At 72.2% G+C, this 15,911-nt stretch carries 8 protein-coding genes; all 8 read right to left on the bottom strand.

The genetic code is table 11. The annotated features are described in order from the left end of the window. Positions 1 to 24: 24 nt before the first annotated feature. Positions 25 to 4,134 (bottom strand): non-ribosomal peptide synthetase, encoded by a 4,110-nt coding sequence (locus LQ326_RS15760; RefSeq protein WP_234537012.1) that lies wholly within the window; start codon positions 4,132 to 4,134, stop codon positions 25 to 27. Further along, the gene (locus LQ326_RS15765) at positions 4,127 to 5,074 is read right to left on the bottom strand and encodes a 3-hydroxyacyl-CoA dehydrogenase family protein (protein ID WP_234537014.1); all 948 of its coding nucleotides are present in this window, start codon (positions 5,072 to 5,074) and stop codon (positions 4,127 to 4,129) included. Before LQ326_RS15765 ends, LQ326_RS15760 begins: the two co-directional genes overlap by 8 nt. Before the next feature lie 32 nt (positions 5,075 to 5,106). Then, complete coding sequence (locus LQ326_RS15770; RefSeq protein WP_234537015.1) at positions 5,107 to 10,344, bottom strand: condensation domain-containing protein; 5,238 nt, start codon at positions 10,342 to 10,344, stop codon at positions 5,107 to 5,109. Between the two features lie 22 nt (positions 10,345 to 10,366). Continuing rightward, complete coding sequence (locus tag LQ326_RS15775; RefSeq protein WP_234537017.1) at positions 10,367 to 12,196, bottom strand: non-ribosomal peptide synthetase; 1,830 nt, start codon at positions 12,194 to 12,196, stop codon at positions 10,367 to 10,369. Between the two features lie 89 nt (positions 12,197 to 12,285). Further along, on the bottom strand, positions 12,286 to 13,335 hold the full coding sequence (locus LQ326_RS15780; RefSeq protein ID WP_234537019.1) for an HAD-IIIC family phosphatase: 1,050 nt from the start codon (positions 13,333 to 13,335) through the stop codon (positions 12,286 to 12,288). Then, the gene (locus LQ326_RS15785) at positions 13,332 to 14,570 is read right to left on the bottom strand and encodes an acyl-CoA dehydrogenase family protein (protein ID WP_234537021.1); all 1,239 of its coding nucleotides are present in this window, start codon (positions 14,568 to 14,570) and stop codon (positions 13,332 to 13,334) included. The genes LQ326_RS15780 and LQ326_RS15785 overlap by 4 nt, the downstream gene beginning before the upstream one ends. Next, positions 14,554 to 14,823 carry an acyl carrier protein gene (locus tag LQ326_RS15790; protein ID WP_234537022.1) on the bottom strand — a complete coding sequence of 90 codons (270 nt, stop codon included), beginning with the start codon at positions 14,821 to 14,823 and terminating at the stop codon, positions 14,554 to 14,556. The genes LQ326_RS15785 and LQ326_RS15790 overlap by 17 nt, the downstream gene beginning before the upstream one ends. Beyond that, on the bottom strand, positions 14,820 to 15,791 hold the full coding sequence (locus LQ326_RS15795; RefSeq protein ID WP_372496869.1) for a 3-oxoacyl-ACP synthase: 972 nt from the start codon (positions 15,789 to 15,791) through the stop codon (positions 14,820 to 14,822). The genes LQ326_RS15790 and LQ326_RS15795 overlap by 4 nt, the downstream gene beginning before the upstream one ends. Between the last annotated feature and the right edge of the window lie 120 nt (positions 15,792 to 15,911).

Here is a 15,911-nt window from a genome sequence, read left to right on the forward strand (position 1 = left end):
AGCGCACATACTCCGGCTCGTTCCTCACGGAGCGTTCACCGACCCCTTCTGTGGTGCCTCGACGGCCCACTGTCCGACGAGGACGCGGCCGATCTCGCAGAGCGCGGCCGGGCGTCCCATCTCCATGTGCGTGCAGTCGACCGGCAGGAGCTGGAGCGACCCCTTGATCAGCGGGCGCCACAGGCCGAGGGCGGTCTCGGGCGGGTGGTCCTGGGAGGTGAACATCACCGTGTTCCCGCCGAACGGGCGCGGCCGGTGCAGGCCGGCGACCCGGGCGTTGTTGGTGAAGATCCGGGCCAGCGCGGCGACCCGCCGCTCGTCGAACGAGGCCAGCAGTCCCTCTTCCAGGAGCGCCGCGAGGACGTCCCGGCCGGCGGCCGGACCCGCGGCCTCGGCCGAGGCCGCGGGTCCGGCAACGCCCGCGCCCGCGGGGTAGGCGTCCAGAAGCACCAGCGTCTCCACCGATTCGCCGTTCTCCTCCAACTGCACCGCCATCTCGTGAGCGACCGTCCCCCCGAAGGACCAGCCGAGGAGGTGGTAGGGGCCCGTGGGCTGGACGGACCTGACATGGTCCAGATAGTCCGCCGCCATCTCCCGCAGGGACACCGGCAGCACTTCGGTGCCGTCCAGGCCCCGGGCCTGCAGGCCGTACACCGGCCGGTCGGCGCCGAGCGGCGAGGTGAGTCCCGCGTAGCCCCAGGAGAAGCCCGCCGCCGCGTGCACGCAGAACAGAGGTGCCTTGTCGCCCGACTCGCGAAGCGGCAACAGGACTCCGATGTCGCTTTCGGACATCTCCTGGATGCCGCCCCACCTGTTGCTCGCGGTGTCGTCGCCCGCCCCGGGCGAGCGGAGGGACCCGACGCTTCCGGCGGGCTCGGCGGCCGCTTCGGCCAGCGCGGCGGAGGTCTCCGGGCTCTTCGCACGGTTCGTCTCGCGCACGACCGAGGCCAGCGCCCTGACCGTCTTGTGCTCGATGATGTCCTGCGGTGTGAGGAGAAGACCCACCCGGCGTAGTCGGCTCACCAGCTGGATCGTCATGACGCTGTCGCCGCCGAGGTGGAAGAAGCTGACGTCCGTGGCGACTTCGGGGAGCCGGAGCACCTCGCGGAACACCCGTGCCACGTGCTCCTCCCGCGCTCCGTCGGCGGCGAGCGAAGCGAGATGGGGGTCCCGCCGGCCGAAGGCCGTCGGAGGGTCGGCCTCCAGCGGCCGTACGCCTGTCGGCGGTTTCCCACGGTCGAGCTTGCCGCTGCCCGTACGCGGCAGCACGGAGGCGGCCTTCAGCTCTGCCGGGACCATATGCGTCGGCAGCCGCTCGGCCGCCCAGTCCCGCAGCACGTGGCCGCCGGGAAGGCGGGCTCCCTCCGCGGGCACCAGGTAGGCCACGAGCCGGGCGTCGCCACTCGTCCCCTGCCGGACGCAGGCCATGACCTCGGTGACGGCGGGGTGCCGGGCGATCACCGCCTCCACCTCGCCGAGTTCGATGCGAAAACCATTGAGTTTGACCTGGGCGTCCGCGCGGCCGAGGAAGTCGAGCTGCCCGTCGGGGCGCCAACGGGCCCGGTCACCCGTCCGGTACATCCGCTCGCCGGGCGGACCGAAGGGGTCGGCGACGAAACGCTCCGCGGTCAGCCCGGGCCGGCTCAGATATCCCCGGGCAAGGCCGTCTCCCGCCAGGTACAACTCGCCCTCGCGGTCGGCCTCCACCTGGCGGAGAGAGCTGTCGAGCACGTAGGCGCGGACGTGGCCCAGCGGCCGTCCGATGGGCGGTGCGCCCTCCGGCACCGGACCGTCGCCCGCCGAGGCGGTGGCCTGGACAGTGGCCGCGGTGGCAAGGACGGTGGCCTCGGTGGGCCCGTACACGTTGAGCACCCGGGTGCCGGGCATGATGTCCCGGATCCGCGCGGCAAGGGTCGCGGGGAGCGCCTCACCGGTCATCGAGAGCGTTTTGACCGACACCTCGAGACCGCCGGTCTCCATCAGCCTGGAGAACAGTGAAGGGATGGCGCACAGCAGACCGCCCGACCAGCGCGGCGGGTCGCCGTCGAGCAACGACAGCAGACTGCCGACCACTTCGACCCTGCCGCCGACCGCCAGCGCCGGAAAGATCTCGGCCACCGACACGTCGAAGCTGAAGGAGCTCGCCGCCAGCACGTGTGCCAGCGATCCGGCGCCGAACTCGGCGGCCGCCCAGTCCATCAGCGCGACCGCACCACGGTGCGGCACCACGACCCCCTTGGGGGTACCGGTGGAGCCCGAGGTGTAGATGACGTACGCGGGATGCGAGGGCCGCAGCGGCTCGGGACGGTCGGCGTCGGCCGGTGCCGTGGGCGAGCAGTGCTCCAACTCCCCGGCGATCGCGGGGTCGTCGAGCCGGACGGTCGTGGTCAACCGGCTCACGGCGTCTGCGACGTACGAGTCGGTGGCGGTGTCGGTCAGCACACAGATGGGTTCCGCGTCCTCGACCATGAAACGGAGTCGCTCGGCCGGGTAGGCGGGGTCGAGCGGCAGGTACGCGGCACCGGCCTTGAGTACCGCGAGCATCGCCACGAGTGTTCCGGCGCGCCGGGCGAGCAGCAGCCCGACGACCGACTCCGGCCCGGCACCCCGGGCCAGCAGGAGCCGGGCCAACCGGTTGGCGCGCTCGTGGAGTTCCGCGTAGGTGAGCTCGGCGTCGGCGCCGGTGACGGCGACCGCGTCCGGGTGGCTCCGGGCGGCGCTCTCCAGCAGGTCGGTGAGCGTTCGGCGGGGTGCTCCGGAGGCCGTGCCGCCCGTCCGGGAGGGAACGGCCGCCCGCTCGTCCGCCGCCGGCAGGCGGAAGGTGCCCAGCGGGTGCCCCGGATCGGCCACCGCCATGGACAGCAGACGGCCGAAACGCCTGGCGTGCGCGTCGAGTTCGGCGGCGGAATAGCGATCCGCCGCACCGCTGAAGACGACCCGCAGCCGCTGTTCAGCGGGGTCGTCGTCGAGTACGACGCGTATGTCGTGGACCGGGTCGGGCACCAGGTCGTGGACCCTCACGGACAGTTCACCGAACCGCACGAGGGTCCCGGGGGTGCGGATGTCGGCGATCGGCCCGAACAGCCGGGGCCGATCGTCCGTCGCCCCGGCCTCGCGCCCCAACTCCCAGTGGGCCGGCCGCTGGTGCCTGACCGCCTCGCGCAACTCCCGGCCGACGTCCTGGACGAGTTCGGCGAAGGTGACGGCGGACCGTACCGTCAGCCGCAGGGGCACGATGTACTCGCTCGCGTCCGGTACGCGCCTGCTCACCCGGTTCGGCCGACCGTCCATCGGCACGCCGATGACCACGTCCGTGGCGCCGCTCAGCCGGTGGGCGTAGGCCGCCACGGCGGCGCACAGCACCGCCCGCACCGGCACACCGCCGTAGCGGGCCGTGGAACGCAGGCGTTCGGTGTCGGTGGTGCCGAGCGTCACCGGGCGGGAGTTCACCGGTGCCCGCAACCGGTCGGCGTCCCGGACGGGAGCGGACGCGAAGGTCACCGGCTCGGGGAGGTCGGCGAACCGCTTGCGCCAGTGGTCACGGTCGGCTTTCTGCGCGGCTCCGGCGTACCCGGCCGCTGCCGAGGCCGACTGGGCCCGGGTGGCCAGGGCGCCCTCGGCAGCCGGGCGCCCCTCGGCCAGTGCCGTGTACACCTCGGAGACCCGACGGGTGATCAGCGCACAGCCGAAGCGGTCGACCACGGCCCGATGGTGTTGGTGGAACCAGTGGTGGTGGTCCGGGCCGAGCCTCAGCAACGCCTGCGCGGACCAGGGCTGGCAGGTCTCCTCGCCGCACCGTGCGAGCGCCGCGCATGTCCACGCGTCGGCGGCGCCCCGCGGGTCCGTCTCCGTGCTCAGGTCCACCACGGGCAGCGGCAGGACGTCCGGCTTCTCCGGGGCGGGCGGTCCGTGCGGTCCCTCGCCGGCGAAGCGCGACCGCCCTGCGGTGGTCTCGGCCACGACCTGGGCGACCGCCTTGCCCAGCGTCGTGAGGTCCAGGTCGCCGTGGATCTCCACGAGCTGGGCGGTGTGGCCGCTGGGGGCGGTGGGCGCCGGACCGGAGTGTCCTGCGGCACGCCAGGCGTCCTGTCCGGCGGGGGGCGTGTCGGTGGGTGCGCCCCGGCGGTCAGCCACGGTCCGTTCCTCCCGGCGCGGTGAGGTGCTGTGACGAGTACTGGTAGAAGCCACTGCCCGATTTGCGCCCCACGTTGCCCTCGGCGACGAGACGGGCCAGCAGGGAGCAGGGCCGGAAGCGGTCCTCGCCGGTATGCCGGCGCAGCACCTCCAGCGAGTCGGCGATGGTGTCGAGACCGATGAGGTCGGCCGTGCGCAACGGCCCCATGGGGTGACCGAAGCAGTCCTGGAAAATGCGGTCCACGGTCTCGGCGTCGGCGGTTCCCTCGCCCAGCACGGCGGCCGCCTCGTTGAGCGTCAGCATCAGCACCCGGTTCGTGACGAAGCCGGGGGCGTCACGAACCACGTGGGCGTGCTTTCCGAGGCGGGCGAGAAACGCCTCCGTGCGCTCCACGGTGAGACCGCTGGTCTCCGGCGCGCGGATCACCTCCACCGCGTCCTTGAGCGGCGCGGGGTTCATGAAGTGGGTGCCGATGACCCGGTCGGGGCGGGCGGTGAAGGACCCGAGGCGGCTGACCGGGATGCACGAGGTGTTGGACGCGAAGATCGCCTCGGCCCCGCAGATCCGGTCCAGCTCGCGGAGGATCCCCTCCTTGACGTCCTCGTCCTCCCGGGCGCACTCCACCACCAGGAGAGCGTCCGCCAGGTCGGCGAGCTCGGCGGACCAGGTCACGAGGGACTCGACGCGGGATACGGCCACGCCCGCCCGCGCCTGCCGGGACCCCGGGCGCACCAGCGTGGCCGTCCTGATCCCCGCGCGGAGCCGGGCCGGCCCCGAGGCCAGCATGCCGGGGTCGTTGTCGACGACGACCACGGGGTGGCCGGCTTCGGCGAAGCACTGCGCCACACCGACACCCATCGTGCCCGCGCCGACGATGCCCACCGGTGTCCCGGCCGGAACGGTCCCCGCGGTCTGTTGAACGTCTGTCTGATCGCCCACTGTTGCAGGTCTCCTTCGTCGGCCGAGCCGCGTCAGTCGGTGTACGCGGGCCGTGCCGCGGCCGGCTTCGCGGGTGTGCTTGCGCTGGTCGTCGTGCGGATGGGCCACAGGCCGGACAGCGGTGCACGGGGGGCGCGGGTGGCCGCGCGCAGAATCGTGAGCAGTCCTTCGAGGAAAGCCCGGGCACTCGACCGGTCGAAGAGCTCGGTGCGGTAGTCCAGCGAGATGGACAGCTCGTCCCGGCCCGGCCCTTCGACGACGGACCAGGAGAGGTCCAGCTCGCTGCGGACGGGCGGCAGCGTGAGCCGTCCCGCGTCCGTGCCGGGCCACCGCACGGGGGCCGCCTCCACCCCGGCCGCCGAGCCGAGTGCCGCCGGCAGCGCCTGGTAGGAGTACGCCACATCGAACAGCGGTGCCCGGCCCGGCTCGTGGGGCAGTCCGGCCGCGCGGACGATGTCGGCGAACGCCACGTACCGATGCTGTTCCGCGTCGGTGATGGCGCGCCGCACCCGGTCGGTGAGCTTCTCGAAGGACGGGTCGTCGGCCAGGTCCAGTCGCAGCGGCAGGCTCCGCGCCGCCGGGAGGGGAAGCGCCGTGCCGGTCAGCCCGATGAGCGCCTCGTCCGCCTCCGTGTGCAGGGCGAGCAGGGCGGCGAGGGCCGCCAGCACGCTCTCCCTGGTCCCGGAAAGGCTTACCGCGTGGGCGAGGTCGTCGGGAATCCGGGACCCGAGGCTGGCGGTGGCGCGGGTGCCGTGGGCGGGCCGGGCCCGGTCCAGCGGCGGCACGCCATCGGCCAGTCCCGTCAGTGTCCGTCTCCAGTAGGCGAGTTGGTCCTCCCTCCGGGGGCCTGTCCAGGGCTCGGTGTACTCGCCGGACAGCGTGGGAAGTTCGGGCAGCTCGGCCCGGCGTCCGTCCAGGCGGGCACCGTACAGAGTGAGCAGATCCCGGAAGAACGCCTCCGGCGGACCGTCGTCGTGGGCCTGCTGGTAGGTGGTCACCAGCAGGACGTGCCGGGCCGGGCCCGTCGTCGCGAGGAGCGCGTAGAGCCGGTGACCCGATGCCGGATCGAGTACGTGTGCGGCCTCGTTCTGCGCGATCTCCCTGGCCGCGAAGAGGGGCTCGCTCTCACCGGAGACGTCAGCGGTGGTGAAGAAGCCGTCGTCGGACGATGAGCCGTGTCCCGGGGCTTCGCCGGTCCCGGCACGCGTCGTCTCCTGCCGCTCGGCCAGTTCCGCCAGCGCCGTGCGCAGTGCGGGGAGCCGCACCTCGCCACGCAGTTCGAGGCAGCTGACGACCGGTCGGTCCGCGACCGGTCCGGTCACCGGGGGAGGTCCGCCGGGGAGGTCGCTGTAGAGCGTGTCCCCGTTGTCCGCGACGGCGTGCAGCAGGTCCAGGAACGCCTCGGACATGGCGGAGATCGTGTCGGCGTCGAAGAGCCGCGTCGCGTACTCCATCATGACCACCAAGTCGTCCTCGTCGGCCAGTTCGCCGACGACCATCGAGATGTCGAACTTGGCGGTGCCGGGGGGCAGCCCGGGGAAATGCGGGATGACCTCCGGATCGTGCGCCGGTCCCGTGACGATCTCGCCGAAGGCGGCGGCCGGTGGCAGCGTCTGGTGCACGTACATCACGTCGAAGAGCGGGTTGCGGCTCGGATCACGGTCGGCGACGACCTCGCGCACGACCCTGTCGAACGGGACCTCCTGGTGGTCGAGGGCGCCGAGCACTACCCCGCGCACCTGGCGCAGCAGCTCGCGGAAGCCAGGATCGCCCGACAGGTCGGAGCGCAACGCGATGGTGTTGTTGAAGAAGCCGAGCAGACCCCACAGTTCGGGCCGGTTACGACCGATGGTCGAGGTGCCGACGACGATGTCCCGCTGGCCCGACCAGCGTGCGAGCAGCACTGTGAGCGCGGTGAGCAGCACCATGAACAGAGTGGCCGTCTCCTGGGCGCCCACCTCGCGCAGCCGCTGCACCAGTGCGCCCGGGATGGTGAACCCGTGGGTGGCACCCGCGAAGTCCATCCGGCCGGGGCGCGGCCGGTCGGTGGGCAGCTCCAGCGCGGGCGGGTCGCTCAGCCGTTCGCGCCAGTAGCCCAGTTCACCGTCAAGCCGGGAGTCGGCCACCAGTTCGCGCTGCCAACGTGCGTAGTCCGCGTACTGCACCGGCAGCGGTTCGCGGTTGGGGGCACGGTTCTCCAGGCGGGCCGTGTAGAACTCCAGCAGGTCCTGCGTCTGGATCTCCGGAGCCCAGCCGTCGTTCACCGCGTGGTGCATGCACCAGCAGACGATGTGGTCGTCGTCGCCGAGCCGCACGACGGTCACCCGTACCAGCGGTTCGCCGGCGATGTCGAAGACCCGGCGCATGGCGGCGGTGACGACCGCACCCGCCGCGGCGTCCGGGGCGTCCTCGCCCGAGACGTCCAGGTACGTGAAGAAGTCGCCCAGTTCCGGCCGGATCACCAGCTCGGGCCTGCCATCGGCCTCGACTAGATTGGACCGCAGCACCTCGTGGCGCCGCGCCAGGTCCTCCCAGGCGAGCCTGAACTTCTCGACGTCCAGGGGGCCGCGGTACCGGGAGGCGCCGGGGAGGTTGTAGAGCGTGGTCGTCGGGTCGAGCTGGTGGTGGAACCACATGCGTTCCTGCCCGTATGACAGCACCGGCTCGCCGCCCGGGACGATCGGCGGCAACTCGGCGTCGGGCACCTCGGGAACCACCGGGGCCGTCGGCGCGCCGACGGCGCTCGGCGATTCCGGCCCGGGCGCGTGCGGCACCCGGTCGTGAATGGCCTCCGCGAGCGAGCTGACGACGGGGTGGTCGTAGATGTCCGCCAGCTTGAGCCGGACCCCGTGCCCCGCCCGTACCCGCTCCACGAGCTGGAGCGCGATGACGGAATTGCCACCGATGGAGAAGTAGTCCGCGTCGGCCGGGACCTCATCGGCGTGCAGCAGTTCCACGAGGGTGCCCCGCAGCCAGTTCAGTACGGTTCCGCACGCTTCGGTCCGTTGCTCGCCGGGTGCGCGGACCGGCTCCTCGGCAGCCGGTGCCGGTGCCGGTGCCGGTGCCGGAGCGGTGGGCCGTTGGAGCTCGTCGAAGGAGAGCACCTCACCCAGTGGCCTGGCCCAGCAGCGAACGCCGGTGAACGGATGTCCCGGCAGCGGAACCCGGCCCGCCGACGGGTCGGCCCGCAGCGCGGACCAGTCCAGGTCGACGCCCTCCTCGTACAGCCGGCCCAGCAGCTCCAGGACGGCGGCGTCGGCGGCGCCGGGCCGCAGGCGGAACACGCGGGCGTCCGCGCGGTCGTGGAGATGGGCCGTCAACCGTTCGCTGATCTCGCCACGGGACGCCAGCTCCACGAACACCACGGGGCCCTCGGAGAGTTGCTCGTCCGCCGCCGCGTGGAGCTGCTCCACCCGCAGCGGGTCGCCCGCCACCGCGGGGTCCTGCCCGCTGCCTGCTCGCCGCAGCGCGGCGGTGTCGTCGGCGCTGAGATCGCCCCGCAGGTACCGGGCGGTGTAGCGGGAGATCCCCGAACTCATCAACCCGTCCGGCGAGACGCCGGCCCGGACCAGCCGCCGGTACGTCGCGAGCTGGCCGCCGACCATCGCGGCGCGGTCGGCCGGTGCGGGCAGCTCGTCCGGCAACCCGTCCGCCACCTGATCGCTTGGCTCGTCGGTGGTGGCGTCCGCGGAGAGCAGGAAGACCACCCGAGGGGCAGCCATGGCACCGGTGGCAGCAGCCTCCCCCGCCTCGAGCCGACGCCAGGTGACCTCGGCGGCCAGGCGGGCCGCGAGCTCGGAGGTGTCCCGGGCGACCACCGACGCACGGTGGGCGTCGTGGTCCCTGCCCTCGTTCAGCGTGCGCGCGACGTCGGCCAGCGGGTGTGCGGTGTGGCGCAGTCCGAGCGACAGCCGCTCGCACTGGGCGAGCAGGTCCGCCCGGCTGCGGGCGGAGACCGCGACCAGCTGCGGGGTGCTGACGGCGGGGCGTACCGGGGCGGTCGCCGGGGGCCGCTCGACCACGCAGTGCGCGTTGACGCCGCCGAGGCTGAACGAGCTCACGCCCGCCCGGCGCGTCTCGTCGTCCCACCGCTCGAGCGAGGTGACGACCTCGAGGCGGGCGCCTTCGAGGTCGACCTCGTCGGCTGGCTCCTCGAAGTGCAGCGAGGGGTACAGCTCGCCGTGGTGCACGCTGAGGACCGCCTTGACCAGCCCTGCGATCCCCGCCGCGTGGTCCAGGTGCCCGATGTTGGTCTTGACCGAGCCCACCTTCACCCTACGGTCGCCGTCGGGGCGAGCGAGGGCCAGGCCCTCGGCTTCGACCGCGTCGCCGAGCCGGGTACCCGAACCGTGCGTCTCGATGTATCCGGCGGTCGCCGGGTCCAGGGAGGCGTTGCGCCACGCCTCGGTGATGACCTGGGCCTGCGAGCGGGCACTCGGGGTACTGATGGTCGCGGAGTGCCGGCCGTTGTGCACCACGGCACTGCCGCGGATCACGGCGTGGATGAACGAGTTCTCCGCCAGCGCCCGTTCCAGCGTGGTGAGGAGCACCACCCCACCGCCCTCGCCGGCGCCCGCACCGTCCGCCGCACGGTCGAACGCGCGGGACCGGGCAGTGGGCGAGGCGATGCCGGGGAAGTCGGCCACCGCGGCCGCCGGCTGCACGATGTGGCGCAGCTGCACCCCGCCCACGACGGCGTAGTCCGCGTCGTCGTCGCCGAGTTCACGGCATGCCTGGTGAACGGCGACGAGTGAGCCGTTGCATCCGGTGTCCACGCCGTAGCAGGGGCCGGTGAAACCGAAGAGGTGGGAGATCCTGGCGGGCAGGGCGCAGGGAATGTTTCCGGTCATGCCGAGGGTGCCGTGCTCGCGCACCAGAGGTGCGTAGCCGTTGCTCGGCGAGCTGAAGATCACCGCTGTCCGGCTGTCTCTGAGCCCGGACGGGGCGTATCCGGCGTTCTCCAGCGCCTCGTGGGTGAGCTGGAGTGCCAGCCGGTGCTGCGGGTCGGTCACCTCCGCCTCGCGACGGGACATCCCGAAGTGCTCATGGTCGAAGAGGTCGATGCGGTCGAGGTAGCCCTGTTCCGGATAGTCGTGGCGGGGATCGAGCCCGGTGCTCCGGATCCGTTCCGGAGGGATCGGGCGCACCGAGTCTCTTCCCGCCCGCAGGTTCGCCCGGAAGGCGGTGAGGGAATCGGCCTGCGGGAATCTCGTCGCGATGCCGATCACCGCGACGGCCGGTCTGCGGGGTGTCACGCCCGTACCGCTCATGTCACCTCTCCGTTCACGCGTGTCAGAGCTCGTATGCGGCCGGCGGGGCGTGTTCCTCGCCTTGCGCGCGCTCGCCCAGGCGGTCGGCGATGCGCTGTGCCTGGGTGGCGATGGTGATGTAGTCGAACAGCTCGCCCACCCGCAGCGCCCCGGGCCATCGCCTGTCCAGCCTGTCGTGCAGGTCGACGACCTTGATCGAGCTCCCGCCGACGGCGAAGAAGTTGTCGTCCGGGCCCGAGCCGGAGTGCCCGAGGACCTCCGCCCAGATCCGCCGGACGGCGAGCCGGTGCCCGCTCCAGTCCCCGCCCGCGGTGCCTCCGGAGGCTTGCCGGTCCGTCGGGACGAGGGTGCGGAGCGTGGCCCGGTCCACCTTGGTGCTGCGGTCGAGCGGCATGTGGTCGACCGGCACGAACAAGGTCGGTGTGGCCTGCTCTATCAGTCGGCCCCGGCAGTGTGCGCGCAGCTCCGAGGCGTCCGGCGGCCCGCTGCCGGGCGTCGGCAGTACGAAGGCGATCACCTGCGGCTCGTCCTGTCCGGCACGTTCGCAGAGCACCACGGCCTGCTCCACACCCGGATGGCGTTCCAGCACGCTCTCGATCTCGCCGAGTTCGATCCGCACACCGCGGATCTTGGCCTGGTCGTCCGTTCTGCCGTGGTAGTGCAGCGCGCCCCGCTCGTCGACGCTGGCGATGTCCCCGGTGCGGTAGAGGCGCCCGCCCGGCCGCCCGTACGGGTCCGCGACGAATCGCTCGGCCGTACGGGCCGGCTGGTTCGCGTAGCCGAGTGCCACGAGGGGGCCGCCGACGTAGAGTTCGCCCCGCTCCCCGGCCGGGACCTCACGCAGCCGCTCGTCCAGTACCAGGGTCTGTGTCCCCGGCCAGGGCCGTCCGATGGGGATACGTTCCCGGGTCGGGTCCGGATCGGTCTCCACCGTGCAGGCGATGGTCGTCTCGGTGGGCCCGTACTCGTTGACGATCCGGGTCCGCGGCAGTCGCTCGTGGTGTGCGCCCACCAACCCGGGGGTGCATGCCTCACCCCCCACGACCACCACCCGCAGGGTGTCGGGCAGGCCGGCGGGATCCTGGAGCACCGCCCGGTAGTAGGAGGGAATGTTGAACAGGTGTGTCACACGGTGTTCCCTGGCCAGCCGGGTGAACTCCGCCACCCGCACGAGCTGTCGGGGTTCGGGGAGCACCAGCGTGTGGCCGCCGGTGAGCGACCAGAACATTCCGCCGAGAATCCCGTCGAAGGACAGCCGCAGCGCGATCAGGAAGACGGAGTGCTCGGTGCCGTACACCGGCCCCCGGCAACTGATCGATACCGCGAGCTGGCCCCGGGTGACCATCACGCCTTTGGGCACACCGGTGGATCCCGAGGTGTAGGCGACGTAGGCGGGGCCCTGCTCAGGGACCGGTGGGTACGGGTCGGCAAGCAGTTCCCGGCCCGTCTCGACGAGCCGGGTCAGCTGGAGGTCCGCCGCGGCCACGACCGTCGGCGGAGCGGACATCGCCGAGAGGGCGGAGGCCGGCACGGCGTCGCCGCCCTCGCTCAGCACCACCGCGCAGTCGACGTCCCGGCACAGCGCCTCGAACCTCCCGACGGGCAGGTCCGGTTCCAGGACCGCCCAGGCGGCACCCACGCGCAGTGCGGCGAGCATGGCGACCACGGACAGGACGCTCTGCTGCGTCCGGACGCAGACGACACGTCCCGGCCGCAGTCCGTGCTGCCACAGCAGCCGCGCGAGACCGGCCGAGGCATCGTCGAGTTCGCGGTACGTCAGCGAGACCCCGCCGATGATGAGCGCGGTCGCCTCGGGCGCCCTGACCACCTGGCTTCGGAAGGCGGTCCACACCGGCCGTACCTCCGCCGGGGCGTCCGCGGGGAGGAACCCATCGGTGCCATCGGGATGTCGGGGCATCGCGGCCCCGCTTCCCGCGCCGTTCACGCTACGCCGCCGAGCACGCGCGTGTGGCCGGGGGCCTTGGGCAGCGGACGCTCCGGGTCCACGGTGAGCACGAGGTGGTCCTCGTCGGTGCCCGTCGTCTCGTAGCCTGCGAAGCACATCGTGACCAGCAGGTTCCGGTTCACCTCGGTCGGGATGAAGTGCGCGACAGGGCGCCGGCCTGCCGCCAGGGCCTGCTGGATCAGATGGTGCAGCAGCACGCTCCCCGCACCGCGCGAGGCGACTCGGCAGGACATCAGCATCAGCCGCAGGACCGAGTCCCGCCCGACGAGTGCGGTGACGGCCAGGCCGATGATCCCGTAGTCACCGAAGCGGTCGCGGAGCGTGGCCAGCAGCACCTGATGGTCCGGTGCGGAACTCAACCGGCGCAGTTCGTCGATGTCGTACGTCAGTCCCGTGCTGTTGAGCTGATGCGTGCGGACGGTCAGCTCACTGGCCCGGGACAGGTCTTCCTCGGTGGCCGGGCGCACCTCCATGACCAGGTCGAGCGAGTCGAGGAACGCCTGGCGTCCTTCGGTGAACTCCTCTTCGGCTTTCTGGCGTTGCCACTCGGCCCGGTAGAGCCGGCGTCGCCCGGTGGCCTCCGCGGTGATGTGCTCGGGCTGGAACTCCTGGTATTCCGGCAGCTGCCCGACCTCCGCCGCCGCATAGCAGCGGACCATGGGGAGTTCGCTCGCGACCTCCGCCCGCTCCACCGGGTCGTTGTCGACGAACGCGATGGTGTCCAGACCGATGTTGAGGGCCTTCGCGATCCGGCGCACCGCGGCGGACTTGGCGCCCCAGCCCACCTCTGTCGCGCAGAACCAGTCCGCCAGCCGGCGCTGCGTCAGATGGAGTTGGGAGACGAGGTGTTCGCCACGGCCGGCGGCGGCGTGCAGGATGCCCCGACGGTCCAGCTCGGCCAGGGTCTCCAGCGCCGGGCGGAAGGGGACGGGATCGTCGCCTTCCAGCACCACCCCGTCCCACAGGGTGTCGTCCAGGTCCCACACCAGGCACTTGACGGTGGGCGCGCCCGCTGCCGCCGTCACGGCGACTCTCCGGGAAGCCGGGGCCCGGCGGTGCGGTCCGCGCCGCGCGCGGCGTCACCGAAGCGGCGCAACAACCGCTCTGCTATGTGAAGTTCGGACACTTGCTGCGCTCCTTCGATGATCTCCATGACCTTGGCGTCCCGGAAGTGACGGCCCGCCCTGCTGTCGGGTGCGCAGCCGGCCGAGCCGAGCACCTGTACGGCGGCGCGGCTGCCCTCGGCCGCCGCGGAAGCCGCCGCGTACTTGGCCATGAGCGTCTCCGACACCCCGTGCCCCGGGCCCGCTGCCCGTACCTCCGCGGCCCTGCGGGCGAGTTGCCGGGCCCCGGCGGCGTCCACCGCGGCCCTGGCCAGCAGTGACCGGACCAACTGGTTGTCTCCCAGCGTGATGTCGCCCTGCCGACGGACCGCGGCGTGGGAGGCGGCGTCCTCGACGCACGCCTCCGCCATGCCCACGCAACCCCAGGCGACCGTGAACCGGCCGTGGTCGAGCGCGGTACCGGCGACGTGGGAGAGCCCCAGACCGGGAGGGGCGACGAGCTGACCCCGGGGCACTCGCACGCCGCCGAAGGACAGATGGGCGATCCGGGCGCCCCGCATGCCGAGCTGGCCGTTCACCGGCTCCCGGTCGACACCGGCGCGGTCCGCGTCCACGAGCACGGCGGCCGGCTTTCCCTCGTACTTGCCGAGGACCATGAACACGTCGGCGACCGCACCGAAGGTGACCCACCTCTTGTGGCCGCTCACGACCAGTTCCTGGTGGTCCGACCGGCCCGACGCCTCGATACGGGTTTCCACCGACCCCAGCGCGCTGCCTGCGCCCTGCTCGGTCGCCGCGAAGCCTGCGGTCAGCTCCCCGCCGGCCAGCCTGGGCAGCCAGTCGGCCCGCTGTGCCTCGGTACCCCAGCGCAGCAGTGCCGCCGCCACCATCCCTTGAACGGTCAGCAGCCCGCGCAGGGCGCTGCACTCACCACCGATCCGTGCGGTGATCTCCCCGAGCGTGAGCGGATCGAGGCCGGCGCCCCCGTACCGCTCGGGCAGGTCCGCGGCGAGCAGTCCCGACGCTGCGACCTCCCTGCGCACCGAATCGGGCAGTCCGCCGTCCTGGTCCCAGCGTGCGGCGCGGTCGTGTGCGTCGGCCGCCAGATCGGCCGCGACCCGACACAGGTCCACGGGCTCCGTGGGCGACAGATCCGTGGTCACCGCGGCGGGGCCGCTTTCAGGAGCCCTCGGCATGTGCCTCTCCCCACTCGGGCGCCGCGATCTTGCGCCGGACGAACTCCGTGACGCGGTTGGCGGTCCTGAAACTGTCCAGATCCAGGTCCTCGACCTCGACGGTGAGGGCGAAGCGGCTCTCGACGAAGGTCACCAGCTCCAGGGCGAACAGCGAGTCGGCGAGGCCCTGTGCGAAGTAGTCGTCGTCCGGCTCCACCTGCCGACGGAGAGCCATGCTCAGAAAGCCGGTGATCTGCGAGGTGATGTCGTTCATGCCGTGTCCTCCTGTGAACCTGTCTCGACCAGCAGCAGACTCCAGGCGGCCACCGGGCTCACGTTGATCAGGACCGCAAGGTCACCGGGGGCCAGCTCCTTGCGGTCCAGTGCGGTGCGGAGATTGAGGAAGACGTCGTTGGGACCGAGGTGTCCGTACTGCCGGAGGTTCTCCCGGCACGCCGGCAGCAGTTCGATGTCGAGGGAGTCCTCGAGGAAGGTGAAGCTCCCGGCGGACAGGTTCTGGCTGACGAAGCCGGCGACGTCCCCCCGGCCGATTCCGTTGCGCCGCAGCAGGTCGCTCAACATCGCAGAGAGGCGGTTGCGCGTCTCCATGGCCAGGCGGAAGGAGTAGGTTCTGGGCTCCGTGCACTGTTCGCGCCACATGGCGGTGGGGCGGTCCCGGTAGTCGATGTGGAAGAGGTCCCAGTAGCGCCCGTTGGTCAGCTGCGCGATGTCGAGGACCCGTGTCCTCCCGCCGCGGGAGAGCAGCAGTGCCTGCCCGCCGTCGCCGTTCACCGTGACGGGGTGGCGGTAGCGCAGGGCGGCGGCCGGTTTGCTGCCGTGCACGACCAGGACATGGTCCAGGGCAGGGTCTGCGGCCAGCAGTCCGCGGGCCGTCAGCAGGGCCGGGGTGATCGAGACACAGCCGAGCCCGCCCACCGAGAAGGTGGTGGCGTTGTCGGCGCCGAGTCGGTGCTGGAGCCTGGTCGCCTCGGAGCTGAGAAACGTCTCCTGGACCCGCGACTCCACCATCACCAGAGCGCCCAGGTCCCGGGCGTCAAGCCCTGTCTGTTCGAGCGCCCGGCGCGCGGCGCGTTCCGCGAGAGTGACGGAACTCAGCCGGTCGTCCGCCCGGACCGTGTCGATGCCCAGAGCGTCGCGTGTGGCGCGCTCGGTCTCGTCGAGCGTCCGTACATCGGTGATCGGCAGAGTGTGCTCGGGCAGATACCAGGCGGCGCTGCGGATGGCGACGGGTGCCGCGCCATGCCTGAGGGCCTGCTGGGACACGGTCGTTCCCTCTCGTCTGAGGCAGGATGTCCGGACTGTCAGCCGATCTCCGCGACGTACCAGGCATGCTCAGGAACC

Source organism: Streptomyces shenzhenensis (genome assembly GCF_021462265.1).
In the GTDB taxonomy this organism is placed as follows: domain Bacteria; phylum Actinomycetota; class Actinomycetes; order Streptomycetales; family Streptomycetaceae; genus Streptomyces; species Streptomyces shenzhenensis.